This is a genomic window from Brevibacterium sp. LAARM2_SD2 (assembly GCF_057364785.1).
Map to the genome: position 1 here is coordinate 1 of NZ_JBNFOM010000027.1, position 24106 is coordinate 24106.

16 protein-coding genes and 2 pseudogenes are annotated in these 24106 nt (G+C 68.5%); 2 read left to right on the forward strand and 16 right to left on the reverse strand.

Features of this window, described 5'->3' with window-relative positions:
• From AC2W7K_RS14985 to aspS, 7 genes and pseudogenes are all read right to left on the reverse strand, one after another.
• Nucleotides 1–371: pseudogene (locus tag AC2W7K_RS14985) on the reverse strand (shikimate dehydrogenase family protein); the annotation flags it as partial.
• A gap of 39 nt (nt 372–410) precedes the next feature.
• Nucleotides 411–1538 (reverse strand): endolytic transglycosylase MltG, encoded by a 1128-nt coding sequence (mltG, locus tag AC2W7K_RS14990; RefSeq protein WP_198498892.1) that lies wholly within the window; start codon nt 1536–1538, stop codon nt 411–413.
• A gap of 3 nt (nt 1539–1541) precedes the next feature.
• Nucleotides 1542–1901, reverse strand: coding sequence for a Holliday junction resolvase RuvX (ruvX, locus tag AC2W7K_RS14995; protein ID WP_486006345.1), 360 nt, complete (start codon nt 1899–1901; stop codon nt 1542–1544).
• A 100-nt stretch (nt 1902–2001) separates the two neighbouring features.
• Entirely contained in the window at nt 2002–4656 is a 2655-nt protein-coding gene (gene alaS / locus AC2W7K_RS15000; RefSeq protein ID WP_198498894.1) for an alanine--tRNA ligase, read from the reverse strand.
• A gap of 167 nt (nt 4657–4823) precedes the next feature.
• Nucleotides 4824–5423, reverse strand: coding sequence for a 30S ribosomal protein S4 (gene rpsD, locus AC2W7K_RS15005; protein ID WP_137824111.1), 600 nt, complete (start codon nt 5421–5423; stop codon nt 4824–4826).
• 246 nt (nt 5424–5669) lie between these two features.
• A complete protein-coding gene (locus tag AC2W7K_RS15010) occupies nt 5670–7154 on the reverse strand; it encodes a replication-associated recombination protein A (protein ID WP_376870939.1) in 1485 nt (494 codons plus the stop codon).
• Between the two features lie 54 nt (nt 7155–7208).
• The gene (gene aspS, locus AC2W7K_RS15015; protein ID WP_198498895.1) at nt 7209–8990 is read right to left on the reverse strand and encodes an aspartate--tRNA ligase; all 1782 of its coding nucleotides are present in this window, start codon (nt 8988–8990) and stop codon (nt 7209–7211) included.
• A 101-nt stretch (nt 8991–9091) separates the two neighbouring features.
• Here aspS and AC2W7K_RS15020 point away from each other — a divergent pair, with 101 nt between their 5' ends.
• Entirely contained in the window at nt 9092–9427 is a 336-nt protein-coding gene (locus AC2W7K_RS15020) for an ArsR/SmtB family transcription factor (RefSeq protein ID WP_198498896.1), read from the forward strand.
• A 42-nt stretch (nt 9428–9469) separates the two neighbouring features.
• Here AC2W7K_RS15020 and hisS read toward each other — a convergent pair whose 3' ends face one another.
• Nucleotides 9470–10804 (reverse strand): histidine--tRNA ligase, encoded by a 1335-nt coding sequence (hisS, locus tag AC2W7K_RS15025; protein WP_198498897.1) that lies wholly within the window; start codon nt 10802–10804, stop codon nt 9470–9472.
• Between the two features lie 91 nt (nt 10805–10895).
• On the reverse strand, nt 10896–11543 hold the full coding sequence (locus tag AC2W7K_RS15030) for an MBL fold metallo-hydrolase (RefSeq protein WP_198498898.1): 648 nt from the start codon (nt 11541–11543) through the stop codon (nt 10896–10898).
• 107 nt (nt 11544–11650) lie between these two features.
• On the opposite strand from AC2W7K_RS15030, the gene AC2W7K_RS15035 reads away from it, so the two are divergent.
• A complete protein-coding gene (locus tag AC2W7K_RS15035) occupies nt 11651–13003 on the forward strand; it encodes a DUF349 domain-containing protein (protein WP_198498899.1) in 1353 nt (450 codons plus the stop codon).
• A 698-nt stretch (nt 13004–13701) separates the two neighbouring features.
• On the opposite strand, the pseudogene AC2W7K_RS15040 reads toward AC2W7K_RS15035, so the two are convergent.
• The 7 genes and pseudogenes from AC2W7K_RS15040 to AC2W7K_RS15070 all read right to left on the reverse strand — a co-directional run bounded on the left by AC2W7K_RS15040 (nt 13702) and on the right by AC2W7K_RS15070 (nt 23959).
• A pseudogene (locus AC2W7K_RS15040) lies at nt 13702–15998 on the reverse strand (RelA/SpoT family protein).
• A gap of 41 nt (nt 15999–16039) precedes the next feature.
• Nucleotides 16040–17056, reverse strand: a complete 1017-nt coding sequence (gene secF, locus AC2W7K_RS15045) for a protein translocase subunit SecF (RefSeq protein ID WP_198498902.1) — start codon at nt 17054–17056, stop codon at nt 16040–16042.
• On the reverse strand, nt 17053–19350 hold the full coding sequence (gene secD / locus AC2W7K_RS15050; RefSeq protein WP_486006346.1) for a protein translocase subunit SecD: 2298 nt from the start codon (nt 19348–19350) through the stop codon (nt 17053–17055). Before secD ends, secF begins: the two co-directional genes overlap by 4 nt.
• Nucleotides 19351–19426: 76 nt before the next feature.
• Nucleotides 19427–20086, reverse strand: coding sequence for a preprotein translocase subunit YajC (gene yajC, locus AC2W7K_RS15055; RefSeq protein WP_232623609.1), 660 nt, complete (start codon nt 20084–20086; stop codon nt 19427–19429).
• Nucleotides 20087–20167: 81 nt separating this feature from the next.
• Nucleotides 20168–21211: a Holliday junction branch migration DNA helicase RuvB gene (ruvB, locus tag AC2W7K_RS15060; RefSeq protein ID WP_198500983.1), complete on the reverse strand. Its 1044-nt coding sequence runs from the start codon at nt 21209–21211 to the stop codon at nt 20168–20170.
• A gap of 26 nt (nt 21212–21237) precedes the next feature.
• A complete protein-coding gene (gene ruvA, locus AC2W7K_RS15065) occupies nt 21238–21834 on the reverse strand; it encodes a Holliday junction branch migration protein RuvA (protein WP_198498904.1) in 597 nt (198 codons plus the stop codon).
• A 112-nt stretch (nt 21835–21946) separates the two neighbouring features.
• On the reverse strand, nt 21947–23959 hold the full coding sequence (locus AC2W7K_RS15070) for an HNH endonuclease signature motif containing protein (RefSeq protein WP_198498905.1): 2013 nt from the start codon (nt 23957–23959) through the stop codon (nt 21947–21949).
• Between the last annotated feature and the right edge of the window lie 147 nt (nt 23960–24106).

Genomic DNA, 24106 nt, shown 5'->3' on the forward strand with positions numbered 1-24106 from the left:
CGCCCCGCCCGCGCCCCGGCCGCCCCGCCCGCGCCCCGGCCGCCCTCGGTGTCGGGGAGGACGGGAGTGAGCGCGCGGACGATGCCGTCGACGTCGGTGTTCGCCACTGTCGTCGCATTCGCACGGACGAGGGTGTTCGCGACCCCGGTCGCCTCGGCGGTGTCGTCGAGGATCCAGCCGCGGTCCCGGGCGAGTGCGACGAGGCGCTCCTTGAGCGGCATCGTCAGGGAGAACCCGGTGTGGTCGGGGTGGGCGTCGAGGAAGGTAACAAGGTCGTCGGCGCCGACCTCGGCACGCTCATAGCTGCTGTCGGTGAAACCGAGCGCGGCGAACGCCGCAGTGTGGAGCGCCGGTGACTGCGAGTGTGCGATCGGCGCCGAGGACGGCGGCGCGGATGCGCGCGCCCGCCGCTATCCCCCGTTCTCCCGCAGCCATGCGCGGTACTCCTCGACGTTCTTCTGGTGGTCGGCGTACGTGTCGGCGAACTTCGTCTCCCCCGTGTCGGGGTTGACGGCGACGAAGAACTGCCAGGTTCCGTCGGCCGGGTTGAGGGCCGCGTCGACGGCGCCGGCGCTCGGGGAGTTGATCGGTCCCGGGGGCAGTCCCTTCGCCTTGTACGTGTTGTAGGGGCTGTCGGAGCTGCGCTCCTCGGCCGTCGTCGTGAGGTCGGCGCGGGCACCGAAGATGTAGGCGACGGTCGCATCGGACTGGAGGAGCTGACCGGTCTGGGACTGGTCGGAGATCCGGTTGAGGAAGACGCGGGCGACCTTCTTCCGCGTCTCCTCGTCGCCCGGAGATTCGATCTCGACAAGGCTGGCGAGGGTGAGGACGCGGTTGGCGTCGGCGTTCTCGATGCCGGCGGTGTCGAGTTCGAGCTTGGTCTTGTCGACCATCTCCTGGACGATCATCTCCGCGGTCTTGCCCGCCCCCACCTCGTAGGTGGCCGGGTAGAGGTAGCCTTCGAGGCTCGGGGCCTCGACGTCGAGGTCGTAGTCCGCGGGCTTCTTGTCGTCGATGGCCTTGTCGACCTCTTCGGCCTTCATCCCCGATTCGATCATCGTCGCCTTGATCTGCTCGATCTTCCGGCCCTCGGCGATCGTCATCGTCGGCGGTTTGATCGGATTGATGAACGCATCGACGGCGGCGGCCGAGCTCATCTGCTCGCGCATGACGATGGGACCGGCCTGGATCGTGAGGTTGCGGCGCTCGACCTCGTCGAGGAAGGGCTTGGAGTCCTTGATGACGCCCTCTTCGACGAGCTGGTTGGCCACCGACCGCGCCGAGGCGCCCGGTGGGATCTCGAGGGAGACCTCGGTCGTGCCGTTGCCCTCGTAGTCGGAGCCGCCGCCGAAGAGGTCGTCGACGACTCCCCCGGCAGCGCGGAGGCCGAAGAATCCGCCGAGGCCGAAGACGAGGACGCAGATGACGACGATGACCGTCGTGCGCCGCTTGCGCATCATCCGCCGCCGCTTCTTCGCTTTGATCTCGGAACGGGACAGTCCTTCGTCGTCCGAGAACTCACCGGGGAACGGAATCATTGCTCACTCTCCTGTGTGGGGCAGCTCGCGACCTGCGGGCGTGCCCGTGTTGCGTTCGGATTCGAGCGCATTCTGCAGAATGATGACCGCCGCCTGGGCGTCGACGATCTCCCGGCGCTGGCGGGAGTTCTTTCCCGCTGCGGCCAGGGCGCTGTGGGCTTCGACGGTGCTGAAGCGCTCGTCGATGAGGCGGATGGGCACCCCGGCGTCGATCTTCACCGCGAAGTCGAGGGCGGCGTCGGCGGCCGCCCGCGCGGTGCCGTCGAGGGACTTGGGGTCCCCGACGAGGAGTTCGATGGGCTCGTATTCGGCGATGATCTCCCGCAGCTGCCGCAGCGCTGCCGGTTCGTCGGTGCGGCGCACCACGGTCAGCGGGGTCGCGAGGATCCCCTCGGGTCGCAGGCTGCGACCCCGATGCGCACCGAGCCGATGTCGAGACCCAGTCGGCGCCCCCTCCTCAGTGTCACGTGAGCTCCGCCTTGACCGCGCTGATCGCCGCGGTGATCTGCGCGGGGTCGCTGCCGCCGCCCTGCGCGAGGTCGGGCTTGCCGCCGCCTCCGCCGCCGAGCGTCGAGCTCGCCAGGGACACGAGTCTGCCGGCCTGGTTGCCGGCCTGGCGCGCCGCCTCGGTGGTCGCGATGACGACGACGGGCTTGCCGCCGGAGACTCCGATGCCGAGGACGACGGCGGAGCGGTCGGAGACGCGGGCGCGCAGGTCGGTGACGATCGTGCGGACGTCCCCGCCGTTGGCGACCTCACCGAGGTCGGCGACGACGAAGAGGGTCCCACCGACCGTTTCGGCGCCCTCGAGGAAGCGGCCGGCCTGGGCGAGCAGCTGCTGCGAGTGGAGGCGGGCGATCTCCTTCTCCGCGTCCCGGAGCCTGACCATGAGCTCCGAAACCCGGTCCTTGACGTCGGTGCCGGGGACCTTGAGCATCTCGGACAGGGAGGACACGATCGTGCGCTCGGCGGCCAGGGAGCGGAAGGCGTCCATGCCGACGGCGGCTTCGATGCGGCGCACTCCGGAGCCGACGGAGGCTTCGGAGAGCACGGAGATCGGTCCGACCTCCGCCGAGGCGGCCACGTGCGTGCCGCCGCACAGCTCACGGGAGAACGGTCCGCCGATGTCGACGACGCGGACGATGTTCGGGTACTTCTCGCCGAAGAGGGCCATCGCGCCGGAGCGCTTGGCCTCCTCGAACGGGAGGTACTCGGTGCCGACGTCGTAGTTCGAGCGCACGGCGAGGTTCGCGACGTCTTCGATCTCGTCGCGCATCTGCGCGCTCGGGGCCTCCGGGAAGGAGTAGTCGAAGCGCATGTAGCCGGGCTGGTTCATCGAACCGGCCTGGACGGCGTGGGTGCCGAGGATCTCCCGCAGTGCGGCGTGGACGAGGTGGGTGGCCGTATGGGCCTGGGAGCCCTGGAAGCGGTGCTCGTGGTCCACCTCGGCGAGGACGTCGGCGCCGACGGGGATCTCCCCGTCGACGACCTCGATGCGGTGGGCGGCGAGTCCCTTGAGCGGGTTCTGGACGTCGAGGACGCGGGCGGTGAAGCCGTCGCCCTTGATGAGGCCGACGTCGGCGCGCTGGCCGCCGGATTCGGCGTAGAACGGGGTGAGGTCGAGGACGAGGTTACCGGTCTGTCCGGTGGTGAGCACCTCCTGGGCTTGACCGTCGACGACGATGCCGCGGATCCGGGAGTCGGCTTCGAGGGCGTCGTAGCCGACGAATTCGCTCTGCCCCTCGTCGAGCAGCGCGGAGTACGCGGTGAGGTCGGTGTGGCCGCCGCCCTTCTTCGCCTTCGCGTCGGCCTTCGCGCGGGTGCGCTGTTCGGCCATGAGGGAGCGGAAGCCCTCCTCGTCGACGCTGACACCGTGTTCGGCGGCCATTTCGAGGGTGAGGTCGATCGGGAAGCCGTGGGTGTCGTGGAGGGTGAAGGCGACGTCGCCGCTGATCGTCTTGTCGGAGCTGTCGAGCTTCTCGTACGCGGTCTCGAAGAGCTGGGTGCCCGATTCGAGGGTGCGCAGGAACGCCTTCTCCTCGGCGTAGGCGATGCGCGAGATCCGGTCGAAGTCGGTCTCGAGCTCCGGGTAGGAGTGCTTCATCGCGTTCATCGACACGGGCAGCAGGGAGGGCATGACCTCGGTGGTGACGCCGAGGAGGCGCATCGCCCGCACGGCCCGGCGGATGAGGCGGCGGAGGATGTAGCCGCGGCCCTCGTTGCCGGGGCGCACGCCGTCGCCGATGATCATCAGGGCGGAGCGGACGTGGTCGGCGACGACGCGCATCTGCACGTCGGAGTGGTGGTCGGCGCCGTACTCGTGGCCGGACAGCCGGCTCGCCTCGGCGATGACGGGGAAGACCTCGTCGATCTCGTACATGTTCTCGACGCCCTGGAGGAGGAACGCGACGCGTTCGAGTCCCATGCCGGTGTCGATGTTCTTCGCGGGCAGCTCGCCGGCGATGTCGAAGTCGACCTTCGAGCGGACCTCGGAGAGCTCGAACTCCATGAACACGAGGTTCCAGATCTCGATGTAGCGGTCCTCGTCGGCCTCCGGGCCGCCTTCGGCACCGTAGGCGGCGCCGCGGTCGAAGTAGATCTCCGAGCAGTAGCCGCCGGGTCCGGGCTGGCCGGTGTGCCAGAAGTTGTCCTCGTTGCCGCGCAGCTGGATGCGCTCGCGCGGGATCGAGGTCTCCTCGAGCCAGAGGTCGATCGTCTCGAGGTCGTCCTCGTGGACGGTGGCCCAGAGCAGGTCGGGGTCGAAGCCGAGTCCGCCGTCCTCGGTGGGCTGGGTGAGCAGGCCCCATGCATAGCGGATGGCTTCGCGCTTGAAGTAGTCGCCGAAGGAGAAGTTGCCGTTCATCTGGAAGAACGTGCCGTGGCGGGTCGTCTTCCCGACCTCTTCGATGTCGGCGGTGCGCACGCACTTCTGCACGCTCGTGGCGCGGAGGAAGGGCGCGGGCTCACGGCCGGTGAGGTACGGGATGAACTGCACCATGCCGGCGATGTTGAAGAGGATCGAGGGATCGGAGCTGATGACCGACGCCGAGGGCACGACCACATGTCCGTTCGCCTCGAAGTAGTCGAGCCAGCGCTTCTTGATCTCTGCCGTCTTCATCCAAGGCCTTTCAGGTGTTGCGTCTGCGGTGGGTGCGGTGCGCACCCGTTCCACACTAGTTTAATTGCTCACCAGTCGAGATGGTGATGGCCTGCGAGTCGTCGAACCCGCAGATGAATGCACGACTGCCCGGAACGCGGGCGTTCCGGGCAGTCGGGCGAGGCGGCTCAGCGCGAGTAGAACTCGACGACGAGCTGCACGTCAGCGGTGATGGGGACCTCTTCGCGCTTGGGGCGGCGCAGGAGGGTGGCCTGCAGGCCCTCAAGGTTGACGTCGAGGTAGCCCGGGACTGCCGGAAGAACGTCCTTGTGTCCGCCTGCCGCGGCGACCTGGAACGGATCCATGTCGGCGCTCTTCGGGTGGACCTGGATGGTCTGGCCTTCCTTGACGCGGAAGGACGGGCGATCCACGCGCTGGCCGTCGACCGTGATGTGGCGGTGGACGACGAACTGGCGGGCCTGAGCGATCGTGCGGGCGAAGCCGGCACGGAGGACGAGGGCGTCGAGACGCATCTCGAGGAGCTCGACGAGGTTCTCACCGGTCAGACCTTCGAGGCGCTTGGCCTCCTTGTAGGTCTTGAGCATCTGGGCCTCGCGGATGCCGTACTGGGCGCGCAGACGCTGCTTCTCCTTGAGGCGGACCGAGTAGTCGCTGTCATTGCGGCGACGGGCGCGGCCGTGCTCGCCCGGAGGGTAGGGGCGGCGCTCGAAGTACTTTTCAGCCTTCGGGGTCAGCGGCAGGCCGAGGGCGCGCGAGAGGCGGGCCATCCGGCGGTTACGTGCTGGTGCTGGCACTGGGTTACCTTTCTTGGGTGCGGGTCGTCCCGGCAGGCATCGAAGTCCTCGCCCTGATCGGAACCGTTGTTTCCCCGGTTGGGAAAGAGGGATTGAGCGTCGAGAACCGCTCGCACCGACCGCCTTTACATATGAGGCACAACAGCTGACTATCTTAGCCGAGTTCGCACCCTTCCCGCAATGCGGACGGAGGCGCTGCGACGCGGATCACGCGGAGGGTCACTCGCCGCGGAGGATCTTGCGGATCGTGGCCAGCCGCTCTTCGATGGTGCGCTCGAGGCCGTTGCCCGAGGGCGTGTAGTACTCCGTGCCCTTGAGCGTCTCAGGCAGGTGCTCCTGCGGGGCGACCCCGTGGGGGTAGTTGTGGGCGTACATGTAGCCCTTGCCGTGGCCGAGGGCCTTCGCTCCCGGATAGTGCGCGTCGCGCAGATGGTTGGGAACCTCACCGGACTTCCCGGCTCGGACATCGGCGATCGCGGCGTCAAGGGCCTTGTAGCTCGCGTTCGACTTCGGGGCCATCGCCAGGTAGGTGACCGCCTCGGCGAGGGGGATCCGACCTTCGGGCATCCCGATGTTCTGCACCGCCGTCGAGGCGGCCACAGCGATCGGCAGCGCCTGCGGATCGGCCATCCCGATGTCCTCGGCCGCGGAGATGACGACGCGGCGGGCGATGAATCGGGGATCCTCACCGGCGACGATCATCCGCGCGAGGTAGTGGAGGGCTGCGTCGACGTCGGAGCCGCGGATCGACTTGATGAACGCGGAGATGACGTCGTAGTGCTGGTCGCCGTCCCGGTCGTAGCGGAGCACGGTCTCGCTGCTCGCTTCGGCCACCGCCTCCTCGGTGATGAGGATCGGACCAGCATCGCTCTCGCCGGGCTCGCTTTCACCCGGCGCCTCGTCGCCCGCCTCGTCCGCGTCAGCGCCGCTCTGCTCCGCGCCGGCGTCGCCCTGCTCGGCTGCCTGCGCCGCGGCGATCCCGGCCGCGGCCTCGAGGAGGGTGAGTGAGCGCCTCGCATCGGCCCCGGAGATGCGGACGATGAAGTCCTTCGCCTCGGGGTCGAGGGCGAACTGGCCGGCCAGTCCCCGCTCACTGGCGATCGCGCGCTCGAGGAGCTGCGCGATCGCCGCGTCGTCGAGCGGGCGCAGCGTGAGCATGAGCGAGCGGGAGAGCAGCGGCGAGATGATCGAGAACGACGGGTTCTCCGTCGTCGCCGCGACGAGGACGACGAGCCGGTTCTCCACCGCCGGCAGCAGCGCGTCCTGCTGCGCCTTGGAGAACCGGTGGATCTCGTCGAGGAAGAGCACGGTCGTGCGCCCGTACATCTCGCGTTCGCGGCGGGCGTTCTCGATGACCTGCCGGACGTCCTTGACCCCGGCCGTGATCGCCGAGAGCTCGACGAACCGACGGCCCGGGGCATGCGAGATGACATGCGCGAGCGTCGTCTTGCCGACTCCGGGAGGACCCCAGAGGATCACCGAGGAGGCGCCGGCCCGGTCTCCCCCGCTCGCCTCGACGAGCTGGTTGAGCGGGGACCCGGGGAACGTCAGATGGTCCTGGCCGACGACCTCGGCGATGGTGCGCGGACGCATCCGCACCGCGAGCGGATCGAGCGCGCGCCCCTGACCGGGCTCGAACGCACCGCTGCCCGGACCGGGATTGTCCCGGTCCGGGTCGGAGAAGAGGTCGGGCCCGTCGGTCACCGCGAACCCTGACTCATCGGGGTGCCTGAGTCACTGCATCACGCGATCACTGCATCACGCGTCGGCGTCGGCGTCCGGATCGAAGTCGACGCCCGCCTCGGCGCGCTGCGCCTCGGTGATGGGGGCCGGTGCCTGCGTGAGCGGATCGTAGCCGCCGCCGGACTTCGGGAACGCGATGACCTCGCGGATCGAATCGACCCCGGCGAGCAGGGACACGATGCGGTCCCAGCCGAAGGCGATGCCGCCGTGCGGGGGCGCCCCGAACTTGAAGGCCTCGAGGAGGAAGCCGAACTTCTCCTGCGCCTCCTCCTCGGAAATGCCCATGATCTCGAAGACGCGCTCCTGGACGGCGCGCTGGTGGATGCGGATCGACCCGCCGCCGATCTCGTTGCCGTTGCAGACGATGTCGTAGGCGTAAGCCAGCGCCGCCCCCGGATCGGATTCGAGGGAGTCGAGGAACTCCGGCTTCGGAGCGGTGAAGGCGTGGTGGACGGCCGTCCACTGGCCTTCGCCGACGGCGACGTCACCGGCGGCCTGAGCGTCGGCGGCGGATTCGAAGAGCGGGGCGTCGACGACCCAGACGAACGCCCAGTCGCCGTCCTTGATCAGGCCGGTGCGCTCGGCGATCTCACGGCGCGCGGCACCGAGGAGGGCCCGCGAGCTTCCGGCATCGCCGGCGGCGAAGAAGATCGCATCGCCGGGGTTCGCTCCGGCGGCCTCGACGAGACCGGCCTTCTCCTGATCGGAGATGTTCTTCGCGACGGGACCGGTCAGCGTGCCGTCCTCGGCGACGAGGACGTACGCGAGGCCCTTCGCGCCGCGCTGCTTCGCCCAGTCCTGCCACGCGTCGAGCTGCCTGCGCGGCAGCGAGCCGCCGCCGGGGTAGACGACGGAGCCGACGTACGCGGACTGGAAGACGCGGAACGGGGTCTCGGAGAAGAATTCGGTGAGGTTCGTCAGTTCGAGGCCGAAGCGCAGGTCGGGCTTGTCCGACCCGAACCGCTCCATCGCCTCGTGGTAGGTGATGTGCGGGATCGGCGTCTCGATGTCGTAGCCGATGAGCTTCCACAGGGCGACGAGGATCTCCTCGGCCAGGGCGATGACATCGGCCTGCTCGACGAACGAGGCCTCGATGTCGAGCTGCGTGAACTCCGGCTGCCGGTCGGCGCGGAAGTCCTCGTCGCGGTAGCAGCGGGCGATCTGGTAGTAGCGCTCCATGCCGGCGACCTGGAGGAGCTGCTTGAACAGCTGCGGCGACTGCGGCAGGGCGTACCACGAACCGGGCTGGAGGCGGGCCGGGACGAGGAAGTCGCGGGCGCCCTCGGGCGTCGACTTCGTCAGCGTCGGCGTCTCGATCTCGACGAAGCCGTGCTCGTCGAGGACTCCGCGGGCGGCCTTGTTGACCGCCGAGCGCAGCCGCATCGCATGTGCCGGACCCGACCGGCGCAGGTCGAGGTAGCGGTACTTCAGGCGGGTCTCCTCACCGACGGTGCCGGCATCCTCGGCGTGGTCGGAGACCTGGAACGGCAGCGGGGCCGCCTCGGCGAGGATCTCCACGCTCGTGTCAACGATCTCGATCTCACCGGTGGGCAGGTTGGGGTTCTGGTTGCCCTCGGGGCGCAGGGCCACGGTGCCGGTGACCTTGACGACGGTCTCGTTGCGCAGCGCGTGCGCGTCATCCTCGCGGACGACGACCTGGACGATTCCCGAAGCATCCCGCAGATCGATGAAGGCGACACCTCCATGATCGCGACGGCGATCGACCCACCCGGCGAGGGTGACGGTCTCTCCTGCGTTGGCGGCACGCAGGCTTCCGGTTTCGTGGCTTCGCAGCACTGATGGGCTCCTTTACGATGGTGATGCGGGGAGTGCGTGACCAATGATAGTCGCTCGAACACCCTACCCCCGCACGCGTACAGCGCGGACAGAGAGGACCCATGGACGCAACGGAGACCGACCCGACGCCCACCTCGGCGCAGGTCGAGGTCGCCGCCGAGACGTTCCGCATGCTCTCGCAGGCGACCCGGCTGCGGGTCGTGTGGACGCTCGTGCACCAGGAGCTCGACGTCTCCTCCCTCGCCGAGGCGATCGGGGCGACCGTGCCGGCAGTCAGCCAGCATCTCGCCAAGCTCCGGTTGGCCGGGCTCATCTCCTCCCGCCGGGAGGGGCGGCGGATCTTCTACACCGTCGACGACCCGCATGTCGTCTCGATGGTCCGGGAGATGTTCGAGCACATCGCCCCCGACGGGTCGCTCGCCCCGGATCCGACTTAGGCGTCCTCACTGTCCGGCCCGCGCCCGGTCCCGCGCGCTCCCCTACGCCCCGGTCACACGGGGCCGGAGATCCTCGGCCGGGGGCTCCCACGTCTGCGGGTCGGCCGGGGTCTGCTCACCGGAGCGGATGTCCTTGACCTCGTGGCCTGCCTCGCCGTCGGTGAACCAGACGAACGGGATGTCCCGGCGTTCGGCATAGCGGATCTGGCGGCCGAACTTCGCGGCACTCGGGGAGACCTCGCAGGCGATGTCGCGGGCGCGCAGAGCCGCCGCGACGGCGTCTGCCTCGCCGCGGCGCTCCTCGTCGGTGACGGCGATGACGACGGCCGAGGGGGTGCCCCGAGTCGCGGAGATGCCGCTGTCCTCACCGAGGACGAAGGCCATGAGCCGGGAGATGCCGATCGACATGCCCACCCCCGGGTAGGTCTTCTTGCCGACCGTCGCGAGCGAGTCGTAGCGTCCGCCCGAGGCGACGGAGCCGAGCTCCTCGTGGCCGACGAGCTGCGTCTCGTAGACGGCGCCCGTGTAGTAGTCGAGTCCGCGCGCGATCTTCAGCTGCGCGACGAGGACGCCGGGAGCGCGCTCGGCCGCGGCGGCGAGCATCGTCGTCAGCGCCTCCAGCCCCTCATCGAGGAGCGGGTGGCTCACGCCGAGGGCGCGGACCTCGTCGGCGAAGTCGGGCGAATCGGATTCGATCGCGGCCAGCGCCAGGCACAGCTGCTGCTGTCGCTCATCGGCACCGGCGTCGGCGGCGAGCAGCTTCGCGACCTCCTCGGGCCCGATCTTGTCGTACTTGTCGAGGCTGCGCAGCACGGCGGGGATGTCGGTCAGCCCGATCCCCCGGGCGAAGCCCTCGAGGAGGCGGCGGTCGTTGACGACGATCCGGATCGGCGGGACGCCGAGCGGGGCGAGGCGGGCGAATGCGTCGGCGATGGCGAGCGGGATCTCGACCTCGAAGTGTCCGGGCAGCTCACCGTCGGCGATGATGTCGATGTCGGCCTGGATGAACTCGCGGTAGCGGCCCTGCTGCGGGCGCTCCCCGCGCCACACCGGCTGGATGCGGGTGGCCCGGAACGGGAAGCTCAGCTCGTTCGCGTTCTCCGTGACGAAGCGGGCCAGGGGCACGGTGAGATCGAAGTGGAGGCCGAGCGGGTTGCGCTCGGTGCCCTCGGAGTGGAGACGGGAGACCGCGAAGATCTCCTTGTCGATCTCCCCGTCCTTCGCGAGCTGGCTCAGCGGTTCGACGGCGCGGTGGTGGAGGGCGGAGAAGCCGTGGAGGGCGAAGGTGTGGTCGAGGATGTCGATGATGCGCTTCTCGATCACGCGCTCGGCCGGGAGCCGTTCCGGGAATCCGGACAGACGGGCTGACTTCGCCATGGTTCTCCTTGCTGTGGGGTGGTGCAGGGATGGTGCACTGTCGTTCGTGTGGGTGGTGCTCACGGGCCGGTGTCTGCTGTGCCGGGTCGGCTCAGAGGAACGGGTTCGTCCGCAGTTCGTGACCGACCCGGGAGGCCGGACCGTGTCCAGGATAGATGGGAACGTCGGGCAGGGTCGCAAACGCCCGCAGCGTGTCCGCCATCGCCGCAGCGTCCCCGCCGGGCAGGTCGATGCGTCCGATCGCACCGGCGAAGACGACGTCACCGGTGAAGATGACCTCCTCGCCGTCGGCGCTGACGGACAGCAGCGTCGAGCCCTCGGTGTGGCCGGGGGCGGCGATCGCGGTGACGGTGAGCCCGGCGACGGTGACGACGGTGCCCGCGTTGAGGGGGACCACCTCGGCGGGGGCCTGCCATCCTTCGAGCAGCGGAGCGATCATCTGCGCGAACTGAGGGCCCAGCGTCTCCCCCGGTGCGCTGACCCGGTAGTGGTCGGGTTCGCCGAGGTGGACGGGCACGTCCCAGCGGCCGAGCAGCGAGGGCAGCCCGAGGATATGGTCGGGATGTCCGTGGGTGAGGAAGATCGCGACGGGGGTGAGTCCTTCGGCGGCGGCGAGCTCGGCGAGCTCGGGTCCGGCGTCGTAGCCGGCGTCGATGAGGATGCAGTCGCTCTCCCCCTCGGCTCGAACGGCGTAGCAGTTGACATCGAGGAATTCGGCGCGCGTCGTGAAGACATCCATGGCCAAAGTCTAACGAGGGGTGACGTGGTGGTTATGCTGGGATAACCCCAGCAGATCGAGTGATCGGCGCCAGCGCCGGTTCGACCGATGAAGAATAGGTGAGAAACATGTCGACCCCGACTCCGAAGCCGACTCCCCGTCCCTCAGCCGTCCCGCGTCCGCAGGCAGCGCAGCCGGTGGCCGGCAGCATGGTCGACCATGACGCCGAGGTGGCGCGCGCGGTCACGCACGGTCGCGCCGACGAGCAGGGCACCGTCTTCGTCATCACCGCCGATGGCGAACGCGAGGTCGGCCAGTACCCGGACGCGACCGGCGACGAGGCCATCGAGTACTTCGCGAAGAAGTACGTCGAACTCCTCGAACACGCCGCTCACCTGCGCAGCCGCCTCTCAGCCGGGGCGCCGGGCCGGGAGGTCACGCACGCGGCGACGACGCTGCGCGAGTCGCTGGCCGAGGCCAACGTCGTCGGTGACCTCAAGGGACTCGGCGCCACCCTCGACACCCTGATCTCCGATGCGAAGGCGACGGAGTCGAAGCAGGCGGCCCGCACCGAGGCGGCCAAGCTCGAGGCCGCGCAGAAGCGCGAGGAGCTCGTCGTCGAGGCCGAGAGCCTCGCCGGCAAGGACCCGGACAAGATCCAGTGGAAGGTCTCCGGGGCTCGCCTGCGCGAGCTCTTCGCGCAGTGGAAGGACATGCAGCGCAGCGGACCGCGCCTGCCGCGTTCGGTCGACCAGGAGCTGTGGGGCCGGTTCTCGCAGGCGCGGAACACGTTCGAGCGCAAGCGCAAGGACTTCTTCGCCGAACTCGACAAGCACAACTCCGAGGGCAAGCGGATCAAGGAGAAGATCGTCGCCGAGGCGGAGGCCCTGTCCGGCTCGACCGATTTCCGCACGGTGTCCCAGAAGTACAAGGACCTCATGAGCCAGTGGAAGCGCGCCCCCCGGGCCTCCCGCAAGGACGATGACGCGCTCTGGGCGCGCTTCCGGGCCGCACAGGACGTCTTCTTCGCCGCCCGCGACGCCGAGAACGCCGCCCTCGACGAGGAGTTCAAGGGCAACCTCGTCGTCAAGGAGGAGCTGCTGAAGAAGGCCCAGGCGCTGCTCCCGATCACCGATCCGACCGCCGCGAAGCGTGAGCTGCGGGTCATCCAGGACGAGTGGGAGGAGGCCGGGAAGGTTCCCCGCGCCGATGTCTCCCGCATGGAGAACGGTCTGCGCGAGGTCGAACGGGCGCTGGCCGAGGCCGAGGACGCCGCGTGGAAGCGCAGCAACCCCGAGACGAAGGCGCGGACCTCGGGGGCGCTGAGCCAGCTCGACGAGTCGATCGCCGAACTCGAGGCGGCGCTGGAGAAGGCGAAGACCGGCGGCGACGAGAAGGCCGTGGCCGATGCGCAGGCAGCCCTCGATGCCCGCCGGGCGTGGCGCGATCAGCTCGCGCAGACGGCCGCCGAACTCGACTGACTGACCTGTTCGGCAGTTATCCACAGGCGGTGCGGTCGCCGGACGGTTATCCACAGGCTCCGTTTCCGCTCTTGATCTCAGCGCGCCGGGCGACGAGAGTTGCGCCATGGAGGACATCTTCCGTCTCAGCGATTTCGGCTATGAGCATCTCACGGAGCTCACTCTCGACGGTCTGCTCACCAGGCTGTCGGAGACGACGTGGGTGCGCACGGGGGCGGTGCTCGGTCCCGAGGAGCGGATGAGTGCGCTCGCCGCGCAGCTCCCGGCCCGCCTCGTCGTCTCTCACGCGACCGCCTGGTGGGTCCACGTCGGGCTCGGTCGCGCCCCGAGTCCGCTGACGCTGACGACGCATCCGCGCCGGCGCGTGCTCGAGTCGACGGGGCTCGTCGTCCACGAGCTCAGTCTCGCCCGCGGTGATTGGGAGACGATCGCGGGTCACCCGGTGACGACGCCGGAGCGCACCCTCTACGATCTGCTTCTCCCCCTCGTCCGCGACCCCCGGCGGCATCCGGCCCGCAGATCGCCGCGCTCATCGACGATGTCCCCGGTGGCATGGTCAGGCGTCTGCGGCTCTATCTCGCCGAGGTGGGACGGCGCCCGTACGCTGCGCAGATGCGGCAGGTCCTCGACCATTTCACGCGCCCGGGCCGCGCTCCTGGAGTCCGTGCAGCGACGGTCCTGCGGTCGGACGAGGAGGCTCAGCCGCCGGAGATGCGGTAGACGTCGAAGACGCCTTCGACCTTCCGGACCGCGGAGAGCACGGTGTCGAGGTGGCTGGCATCGGACATCTCGAAGACGAACTTCGACTGGGCGACCCGGGCCTTCGACGTCGCCACCGACGCGGAGAGGATGTTGACATGGGTCTCCGTGAGCACCTTGGTGATGTCGGAGAGCAGACCGGAACGGTCGAGGGCTTCGACCTGGATCTGGACGAGGTAGACCCCGCTCGTCTTCTCCCCCCACGAGACCTCGACCATGCGCTCGGGTTCGCGTTCGAGGGAGACGACGTTGGGGCAGTCGACCCGGTGCACGGAGACCCCTGAGCCGCGGGTGACGAAGCCGACGATCTCATCCCCGGGCACCGGGGTGCAGCAGCGGGCGAGTTTGACGAGGACGTCGTCGACGCCCTTGACGACGACTCCGCCGGCCGAGGAGTGGTGGCCCGAGGACTGACCGGTGCGGTTGCGCGGCTCCGGCGGGAGGACCGGGACCTCCTCCTCTTCGCCGACCTCCTTTGCGAGCAGGTCGACGACGTGGGCGGCCGAGGTCACGCCGTTGCCGATCGCCGCGTAGAGCGCGGTGACATCGGGCAGGCGCAGTTCGGTGGCGACGACCTGGAGGGCTTCCTGGCTCATCAGGGCGTTCGCGGACAGCGAGTGCCGGCGCATCGCACGGGCGAGCTGTTCGCGACCGTTCTCGATCGCCTCTTCGCGTCGTTCCTTCGAGAACCACTGGCGGATCTTCGATCGGGCACGGGGGCTCTTGACGAAGCCGAGCCAGTCACGGCTCGGACCGGCGTTCTCGTCCTTCGAGGTGAACACCTCGACGGAGTCGCCGTTCTTCAGCTCCGTGTCGAGGGCGACGAGTCGGCCGTTGACGCGGGCGCCCATCGTCTTGTGGCCGACCTCGGTGTGGACGGCGTAGGCGAAGTCGACGGGGGTCGCGCCCGCGGGCAGGCTCATGACGTCGCCCTTGGGCGTGAAGACATAGACCTCCTTCGAGTTGACCTCGTAGCGGAGGCTGTCGAGGAACTCGTCGGGGTCGCTGACCTCGCGCTGCCAGTCGAGCAGCTGGCGCAGCCACGCGGCGTCGTCGACGCCGCCGTCGTCGGAGACCTTGACCGACCGGGCGGTGTTCGAGGTGATCGCCTTCGACGGGTTGCCGCGGTCCTTGTACTTCCAGTGGGCGGCGACGCCGAACTCCGCGCGCCGGTCCATCTCATGGGTGCGGATCTGGATCTCCACGGGTTTGCCGCCGGGGCCGATGACCGTGGTGTGGAGGCTCTGGTACATGTTGTACTTCGGCATCGCGATGTAGTCCTTGAACCGGCCGGGGACCGGGTTCCACCGGGCGTGGACGATGCCGAGGGTCGCGTAGCATTCGCGGACGGTTTCGACGAGGACGCGGACGCCGACGAGATCGTAGATGTCGGCGAACTCGTGACCGCGCACGACCATCTTCTGGTAGATCGAGTAGTAGTGCTTCGGCGGCCGGTGATGGCCGCCTCGATACCGGAGTCGGCGAGTTCGGACTGGAGCTCATGGGAGACGGTCGAGAGGTACTTCTCCCGCTCCGGTGCCCGGTCGGCGACGAGGCGGACCACCTCGTCGTAGACCTTGGGGTGGAGGACCTGGAACGAGAGATCCTCGAGTTCCCACTTGATCGTGTTCATGCCGAGCCGGTGCGCGAGCGGGGCGTAGATCTCGAGGGTCTCGCGTGCCTTCTTCGTGCTCGACGAGGCGGGCACGAACTTCCACGTGCGCGCGTTGTGGAGACGGTCGGCGAGCTTGATGACGAGGACGCGGATGTCCTTGGCCATCGCGACGATCATCTTCCGCACGGTCTCCGACTGCGCGGCCTGACCATAGGTGAGCTTGTCGAGCTTCGTCACCCCGTCGACCATGGCGGCGACCTCGGGGCCGAAGGACTCGGTGAGCTGCTCGAGTGAGTAGTCGGTGTCCTCGACGGTGTCGTGGAGGAGCGCCGCGGCCAGGGTGACCGGGAGCATGCCGATCTCGGCAAGGATCGTCGCAACTGCCACCGGATGGGTGATGTAGGGGTCCCCGGACTTCCGGGTCTGCCCGCGGTGCGCCTCCTCGGCGACCGTGTAGGCACGGACGACGAGGTCGATGTCGGCCTTCGGGTGACTCGACTGCAAGGCCCGGATCATCGGTCCGAGCACCCGCGGGTAGCCGGGGTCGTTCTGCGCCCTGGCCGCCCACCAGGCCAGACGGGAGATGCCGCGCGGACGGCGCGATTCAGCTGATGATGCCATCACGTCCCCCTCTCCAGCATGATCCTGCTCGTGGTCTCGTCTCAGACCTCAGCGTGGATCACGGGTGCCACATCGTCTTTGCCGTCCTTCAAGCGTAATTCACGCACGGCCTCTTCCTGTTCCTTCACGGCGGGTTCGTTCGACCGCAGGAGCGCGTAGAGGGGGCTGGCGACGAAGAGCGTCGAGGCGGCGGCGACGATCGTGCCGACGAAGAGCGACAGCGAGATGTCGACGAGCGTGCCCGCGCCGAGGAGGAAGACGCCGATGAAGAGGATCGAGGCGATCGGCAGCACGGAGACGACGGAGGTGTTGATCGAGCGCACCGTCGTCTGGTTGATGCCGAGGTTGACGAGCTCGGAGAACTTCAGGCGCTTGTTGTCCTTGAATCGCGCGGTGTTCTCGCGGATCTTGTCGAAGACGACCACCGTGTCGTAGAGCGAGAAGCTCAGGACGGTGAGGAAGCCGATGACGGCTTCCGGGGTGACTTCGAAGCCGGTGGCCGAGTAGATGCCCATCGTGATGATCATGACGACGAAGAGCCCGACGATCGCGGCCAGCGACATCTTCCAGGTCCGGAAGTAGAGCGCCATGACGATCATCGCGATCGCGACGAAGATGACGAGGGCCCTGACCATCTTCTGGGTGACGTCAGCACCCCACTGGGGGCCGACGAAGGTCGAGGTGACGTCCTCGGCGGGAACGTCGTACCCGGCCGAGAGGGCGTCGCGGACTTCCTGCATCTGCTCGTCGGAGAGCTGGTTCGTCTCGATGCGCACCGCGGTGTCCCCGGTCGGGGTCAGGCGCGGTTCGGAGTCGGCGACGACGTCGTTGACGATGGTCTCGCCCCGGCTCGCCGAGGTGTCGGTGACGTTGTCGACCTGGAACTGCGAACCGCCGCGGAAGGCGATGCCGAAGTTGAAGCCGGCGATGAGCGGAACGAGGAGGGAGAGGATGACGAGGACGCCGGCGATCGAGAGCCAGAGCTTGGCCTTCCCGACGAAGGGGATGGAGGACTCACCGTTGTGGAGGCGATTGCCCCAGGCGAAGAACTTCTTCACTTCTCTGCCCCCTTCTCATCGTCTGCGGCTGCCGCGCGCTTGGCGGCCGCCTTCCGTTCGGCGATCGTGCCGCCGGTCGACGGTGCGTCCGATCCGCGCTTGCGTCGCGAGCTCTTCGTCTTCTTCGGCCCGGCCGCATCAGCGGACTCGGCCGACGCTGCCGTGCCGGACTCGGAGTCCTCCGCGTCCATGGCAGTGTCCGCGGTCGTCGCGTCCTCGGCCTCGGTCACCTCCTCGGCCTCGGTCACCTCGTCGGTCTCCGCCGAGTCGTCGGCCAGTGCGGTCTTCGTCGCGGTCGCCGACCGGGAGCTGCTCGCCGATTCCTCGGACGACGCGGAGCTCTTCGCTTCGGCCCGGCGCTTGGCGCGGCGGCCGGCGATCGTCTCCGCGTCGTCGTCGAGCCCGAGTTTGCGAGCCCGCGCCTTGTCGCGGCGCTGGGCTTCGGGCGACTTGTCCTTGTTGTCGAGGTCGATGCCGAGCGCACCGCGGTAGGCGGCCGGCTTGACCCCGAGCAGACGCGGATCCATACCCGACATCGGGTGCCCCTGGCCGAAGAACTTCGTCCGTGCCAGAAGCTGGAGCATCGGGTGGGTGAAGAGGAAGACGACGAGGATGTCGACGATGACCGCGAGGCCGAGGGTGAACGCGAAGCCGCGCACCGAACCGACGGCGAGGATGTAGAGGATGACGGCGGCGAGCATGTTGACCGACTTCGACGCCCAGATCGTGCGCTTGGCGCGGTCCCAGCCGACTTCGACGGCCGAGAGCAGGTTCCGGCCGCTGCGCAGCTCGTCTCTGACGCGTTCGAAGTAGACGATGAACGAATCCGCCGCCATGCCGATGCCGATGATGATACCGGCGACACCGGCCAGGGAGAGCCGGTAGCCGTATCTCCATGAGGCGATGAGGAGGAGCAGATAGGTGAGGACGCCGACGACGACGAGGCTCGAGACGGTGACGAGTCCGAGGACCCGGTACTGCAGGAGCGAGTAGACGACGACGAGGAGGAGACCGACGAGCCCGGTGAGGATGCCGATGTTGAGGTAGTTCGCACCGAGGGTCGGTGAGATCTGCTCTTCGCTCTGGACCTGGAAGCTGATCGGCAGGGAGCCGTTCTTCAGCTGGTTGGCCAGAGTCTGGGCCTCGTCGAGGGTGAAGTTGCCCGAGATCTCGGCGCGGCCGTCGGTGATGACGGCGTTCGAGGTCGGTGCGGAGAGGACGAGCCCGTCGAGGGTGATCGCGAACTGGTTGTACGGCTGCTGGAGACCGGTGATCGCCGAGGTGATCTGCTTGAAGATCTCGCGTCCCGTGTCGTCGAACTCGAGGTTGACGGCGGGCTGGTTGGTCTGGACGCCGTTGGCGCCGGCTGCGTAGCCGAAGGTCGCGTCGGTGAGGTGGTCACCGGAGAGCTCGACGGGACCGAGCACGTATTTCGCCGACCCGTCCTGGGCGCACGAGACGACCGGCTGGTCGGCCGGCTGCTGGACGCCGCCGGTCCGGTTCTCCGGGTTCGTGCAGTCGAGTTCCGTGTACTGGTTGATGATGTCCTGCGTCTGCCATTCGGCGGTGTCCTGCTCGGGATCGAACAGGGGGCGCGGCGTCGAGTCGGTGACCTGGGTGTCCTCACCCTGACTTTCACCGGCCTGGGTCGGCGCAGGGGTCTCGCCCTCCGGCGACTCATCCGCAGGGGCCTCACCCGCGGGCGACTCGGACGGGGCGGGCGCGTTGCCGCCGGCGTTCGCGGGTTCGTCGGTCGCACTGCCGTCACCTGAGCCGGCGGCGTCTGCACTGCTCGAGTTGACGACGGCGCCGCCGCCGGTCGGAGCGTCCTGGCTGCCACCGGTGAGGTCTTCGAGGCGCTGGCGCTCCTCGTCGGTCAGCCCCTCGGAGGGGTCTCCCCCGTTCTGTCCCTGCTGCTGTTCGTCGATCTGCGCCTGGGAGCGCGGGTCGCCGACGAGGGCGACTCGGCGGAAGACGAGCTGAGCCGAGGAGCGGACGAGGTTGCGAGTCTCCTCATCGGGGTTGCCCGGCAGGTTGACGACGATGTTCCTGTCGCCCTGCGTCGAGATCTCGGCTTCGGAGACACCCGTCGAGTCGACCCTCTGGCGGATGATGGCGACTGCCTGATCGAGCTGTTCCGTGCTGATCGTCTGTCCTCGGACACCTGGGGTTCGAGGATGATCGAGGTGCCGCCCTCGAGGTCGAGGGCGAGCTTCGGTGTGGGTGTGGCGTCGGACCAGATGACACCTGCGGCGAGGACGCCGAGGAGGATCAGGGTGACGACCGTCAACCACAGGAAGCGCAAACCAGGGCGTGGCTTTTCTTCGATGTCGGACACGTCTCAGCTTTCGATCGGGAGCAGTGAGGGGATCAGTTCTTCTTGTCGTCGGTGTCCGGCTTGTCGGTGCCGGTCCCCTTCGACGGATCCTCAGTCGAGCTGCCGTCCACGTCGTCGGCGTTGGTCTTGGCAGCCGCATCCGCCTCGGCGGCAGTGCGGTCGGCCTTGTCGGCCGTGAGATCGGCGTCGTCAGCCTTGAGATCGGCGTCGAGGGCCTTCTCATCGGCGCGGTCGGCCTTGAGATCGGCATCGGCGGCCTTCGCATCGGCACGGTCGGCCTTGAAGTCGGCGTCGGCGGCGTTGAGGTCAGCGTCGGCGGCCTTGAGGTCGTCGTCGCCCGCCTCGGCGCGCTTGCGCTCGTTCATCGCGTCGAGTTCGGCGTCGGTGATCGCCGGGGAGTCGGTCGCCTCGGTGGCGGGGGCCGCATCGACAGCGGTGTCCGGGGTGTCGATCTGGCCGATGGCCTGGCGGTGCACGCGCAGGACCGTGCCGGGTCCGGATTCGATGGTGACCTGGTTGTCCTCGTCGTCGATCGAGAGCACGGTGCCGAAGACGCCGAAGGTCGTCATGACCTTGGCTCCGGGAACGAGGTTCGTCTTGATCTGCTCCGCACGCGCCTTCTGCTTACGCCGAGAGTTGAACAGGAAAAAAATCAGCAGCGCAGCGAGCGCGAGAGGGATCAGCAAATCCACAGGTATCAACCTTCCATAAGAACGGACCAGTGCACTAGCTTAGTTCGAAGTCCGTACTCAAGGCGAACCGATACGCAGGGTTCAGTACTCATAGTTTGCTGGGATGTGGAGTCCCAGATGCCTCCATGCCGCCGAGGTGGCGACGCGTCCGCGTGGGGTGCGGCTGATGAGGCCCTCCCGCACGAGGTACGGCTCGGACACGGTTTCGACCGTGTCGGCCTCCTCCCCCACCGACACCGACAGCGTGCCGAGTCCCACGGGACCGCCGGCGAAGCGCTTGCAGAGGACTTCGAGGACGGACCGGTCGAGGCGGTCGAGGCCGAGTTCGTCGACTTCGTAGACGGTAAGCGCGTTGAGCGCCGCGGCCTCGTCGATGGTGCCGTTGCCGCGCACCTGCGCCCAGTCCCGGACGCGGCGGAGCAGACGGTTGGCGATGCGGGGCGTGCCCCGGGAGCGGGTGGAGATCTCGGTGAGACCGCGGTTCTCCGCGTCGATGCCGAGCATCCGGGCAGAGCGGGTGAGGACGGTGAGCAGGTCGGCGCTCGAGTAGAAGTCGAGGTGCCCGGTGAAGCCGAAGCGGTCGCGCAGCGGCGCCGGGAGGAGTCCCGAACGAGTCGTCGCGCCGACGAGGGTGAAGGGCGGGAGGTCGAGCGGGATCGCCGTGGCGCCGGGGCCCTTGCCGACGATGACGTCGACGCGGAAGTCCTCCATCGCGACGTAGAGCATCTCCTCGGCGGCGCGGGCCATCCGGTGGATCTCGTCGATGAAGAGGACTTCGCCCTCTTCGAGGGAGGAGAGGATCGCGGCGAGGTCGCCGGCGTGCTGGACGGCGGGGCCGGAGGTCACGCGCAGGCTCGCCTGCATCTCGTGGGCGATGATCATCGCCAGCGTCGTCTTCCCGAGTCCGGGCGGGCCGGAGAGCAGGACGTGGTCGGGGGCCTTGTGCCGGGCCTTCGCGGCGTCGAGGACGAGCGAGAGCTGTTCGCGGACCTGCGGTTGGCCGATGAAGTCGTGGAGGCCCTTGGGTCGCAGCGCCGCCTCGGCGTCGCGTTCAGCGGCTTCGGCGCTGCCGGAGACGAGCCGGTCGTGCTCGGCGCCGGTGAGCCGCTGGTCGCCGAAGTCCATCTCGTAGGAGGCGGTTTCGCGGTCGGTCATTTCCGGGCACCGAGGACTTTGAGCGAGGCCTTGAGCAGCGCCGAGGTGCCGGCGTCGGCCTCGAGGTCAGCGACGACCTCCTGGACCACCTCGGCGGCTTGGGGCTCCTTCCAGCCGAGGCCGACGAGGGCGTCGACGACCTGCTGATTGGTCCCGCCGAAGGAGAGCGCGGGGCCCGGTGCTGCGGCGGCGAACTTCGGGAGCTTGTTCTCGAGTTCGAGGATGATCCGCGAGGCGCCCTTCTTGCCGATGCCCGGCACGCGGGTCAGGGCGGTGGCGTCCTGGCCGGCGATCGCGGCGGCGAGTTCGTCGGGGCCCATGACGGAGAGGATGGCCATCGCGAGGCGGGGTCCGATGCCCGAGATCGTCAGGAGGACCTCGAAGGTGTGGTTCTCGTCCTCGGTGCCGAAGCCGAAGAGGGTCATCGAGTCCTCGCGGACGACGAGGGTCGTGACGAGGTCGATGTCGGCGCCGTGGCGGGTGCCGGCCAGGGTGTCGGGTGTCACGTGCACTTTCCTGCCGACACCGTAGGTGAGGACGACGAGGTGGTCAGCTGCGATGCGATGGACCGTACCGCTGAGGAAACTGATCACGGACTGCCTTTCAGGTGGGAACACGTGTACGAATCCAGACTAACAGTTCGAGGTCGCTCGCCTCATCCGACATGCCCGGGCCGGTGGCACACTCGTCCCCTCAAACGGGCGCTCACCACAGACCCCGATCATCGGGCCCCGGAACATCGCCACCGGCTGCAACGTCACCGGCGGCATCGCCGCCCATGGCACCACTATCGGTGGCGCCGCCATCGCTGCGATCGTCGATGCCCCCGCCTGGCTCTCGCGCGGCACCCGGTTCGGACCCACTGCTCCATCGCACCGAATCCGCGTCGCTCCCCCGCATCAGCTCCGGCCCGCAGTGCTCCGCATCGACGCCGACATCGGCGGCGGTGAGCGGCGACAGCGGCAGGTCGGCGAAGAGCGTGTCGACGGCGTCGTCGGTGACGAATCTCGCGTGGAGGATCGGCCTCCGTTCGATGTCGACCGAGGCAGGTGGTATCCATGCGGCACGGCCGTCCTTGAGCATGATCGTCTCCCACTCGGATCTGTCGATGAGGTGGTGGTGCATGCTGCAGACGAGAGTGAGGTTGTTGAGGTCGGTTCTGCCGCCGAGTGCCCAAGGGAAGACGTGGTGCGCGTCGCACCAGCCCGGTGGTGTCTCGCATCCAGGGAAGGTGCAGCCCTTGTCTCGCGCGGCGAGGATCGCCAGCTGTCGGGGCGTCGCGTGTCGCTGTTCGGTCGCCAGCGCCATCGACTTCGCCTTCTCAGTCATGAGGTGGAAGAACACCGTGCCGTTGAGGCCCTCATCGGCGGCGAGGTCGATCGGGAAGTCGGCTTCGGCTCCTGTCGTCGCCCGGCCCTTCCCCTCGGCGAGGTTCTCGGCCGTTGCGGTGACGACGAGGGCGAACGGCGCTCCCCTGCCGACCCGACCCATTTCGGTGTGGGAGATCAGTGTCGAGAAGCGCTCGTACATGAGGTTCTGCACTGTGCCCTGTTCGTCCGAGGTGTCGGCGAACGTGCCGTCGGCGCGGACTCCCCAGCCGCGGGGGTTCTCGGAGCCTGTGCCTGACAGCTGCGGGTTCACATCGGCGGGCAGCGGTCGGTCTGATGCGTCTCCGGCGAGCACGCTCCCGAAGAGCTCGAGCATCTGTTCGCCCTCGACGCGGAGGTCATCATCGGGTCCACCGTCGAGACCCGTTGGATTCTGAGCACCGCCGTCACCAGTCTCATCGTCGAGACCCGGCGTGCCGTCTGCGCTGCTGTCACTGGACGTGTCGCCTGCTTCGCTGGGGTCACCCGCTCCGGTCGGGTCGTCCACTCCGGTCGGGTCGTCCGCTTTGATCCGTGAGGTCAGCCATCCCTGGATGATGCCACCGGTGATCGGGTCGAGGAGGCCGCTGAGGTCCCAGTCGCCGTCGCGGCGCTGGCGGACGTTGACCTTGTACTTCGAGCGGTCGCGGGAATCGGTCGGCTCGGCGCCGTCGGGGTCGACCCGCTCGAGCATGGCGGTGAAGATCCGCCGGAGGTCGGAGACGCGGACGCTCGGCGCGCGTTCGACGAGTTTGCCTTCGATCCGTTCGCGCACCTCGGTGCCGAGCCAGAAGGGGACCTCGTCGAGGCATTTTCCGATCATCGCCGCCTGGCTCGACGACAGCGCTCCGGACTGCAGACCGGCCGCGACGATCGGATACTTCGGCGGCCGCGACTGCCCGGTCAGGTCGACTCGGTTGCCGAGGTTCTTCGCCAGTTCGGTGCGGCGGTGCGCCTCGGTGCTGCTGAGTTGGAGTTTGTCCTGCACCAGAGCCTTGGTCGATTTCGCCCCGTAGTCCTTGGGCGTTCCGACGCGCTCGAAAACCGACAGCGTCACGGCGTGGAGCGAATCGACGAGACGGCTGAGCGCTTCGACTCCCCTCATCACGGTGATGGCCTCGTCGGGTCCCATCGGACGTCGGAAATCGCGGAGTTCGGCTTCGAGCCGGGTGATCGCAGCGATGCTGTCGGTCACCTCGGGGACCGAGCCTCCGAGGTCGGCCCACTGTTCCTTCGTGAGCATCGGATGGGGAGAGTCTGCCAGGGAGGTGTCGCGGTGCTCGTCGACGGCCGTTTGGAAGGGGTTGTCCATATCGGACACGCACGGCCGCGAGGCGATGTCATCGTCCATGCCACCGCGCGCGGGTTGTGGTGCACCACCACCTCGCGTCGGTGGAACTCCCGGACTCGCCGGCGGCGGTCTGTGAGCCCGTCCCTCCACCGTCGCCTCGGCGAACCTCTCGGCCGGAGAGCCCAACGTCCGCAGGATCAGAAAGCG

Excerpts from the sequence above, each read along its gene's own strand:
- mltG (WP_198498892.1), bottom strand. The coding sequence starts at position 1,538 with ATGATTCCGTTCCCCGGTGAGTTCTCGGACGACGAAGGACTGTCCCGT.
- alaS (WP_198498894.1), bottom strand. The coding sequence starts at position 4,656 with ATGAAGACGGCAGAGATCAAGAAGCGCTGGCTCGACTACTTCGAGGCG.
- rpsD (WP_137824111.1), bottom strand. The coding sequence starts at position 5,423 with ATGGCCCGCCTCTCGCGCGCCCTCGGCCTGCCGCTGACCCCGAAGGCT.
- AC2W7K_RS15020 (WP_198498896.1), top strand. The coding sequence starts at position 9,092 with ATGGACGCAACGGAGACCGACCCGACGCCCACCTCGGCGCAGGTCGAG.
- hisS (WP_198498897.1), bottom strand. The coding sequence starts at position 10,804 with ATGGCGAAGTCAGCCCGTCTGTCCGGATTCCCGGAACGGCTCCCGGCC.
- AC2W7K_RS15030 (WP_198498898.1), bottom strand. The coding sequence starts at position 11,543 with ATGGATGTCTTCACGACGCGCGCCGAATTCCTCGATGTCAACTGCTAC.
- AC2W7K_RS15035 (WP_198498899.1), top strand. The coding sequence starts at position 11,651 with ATGTCGACCCCGACTCCGAAGCCGACTCCCCGTCCCTCAGCCGTCCCG.
- ruvB (WP_198500983.1), bottom strand. The coding sequence starts at position 21,211 with ATGGACTTCGGCGACCAGCGGCTCACCGGCGCCGAGCACGACCGGCTC.
- AC2W7K_RS15070 (WP_198498905.1), bottom strand. The coding sequence starts at position 23,959 with ATGGACGATGACATCGCCTCGCGGCCGTGCGTGTCCGATATGGACAAC.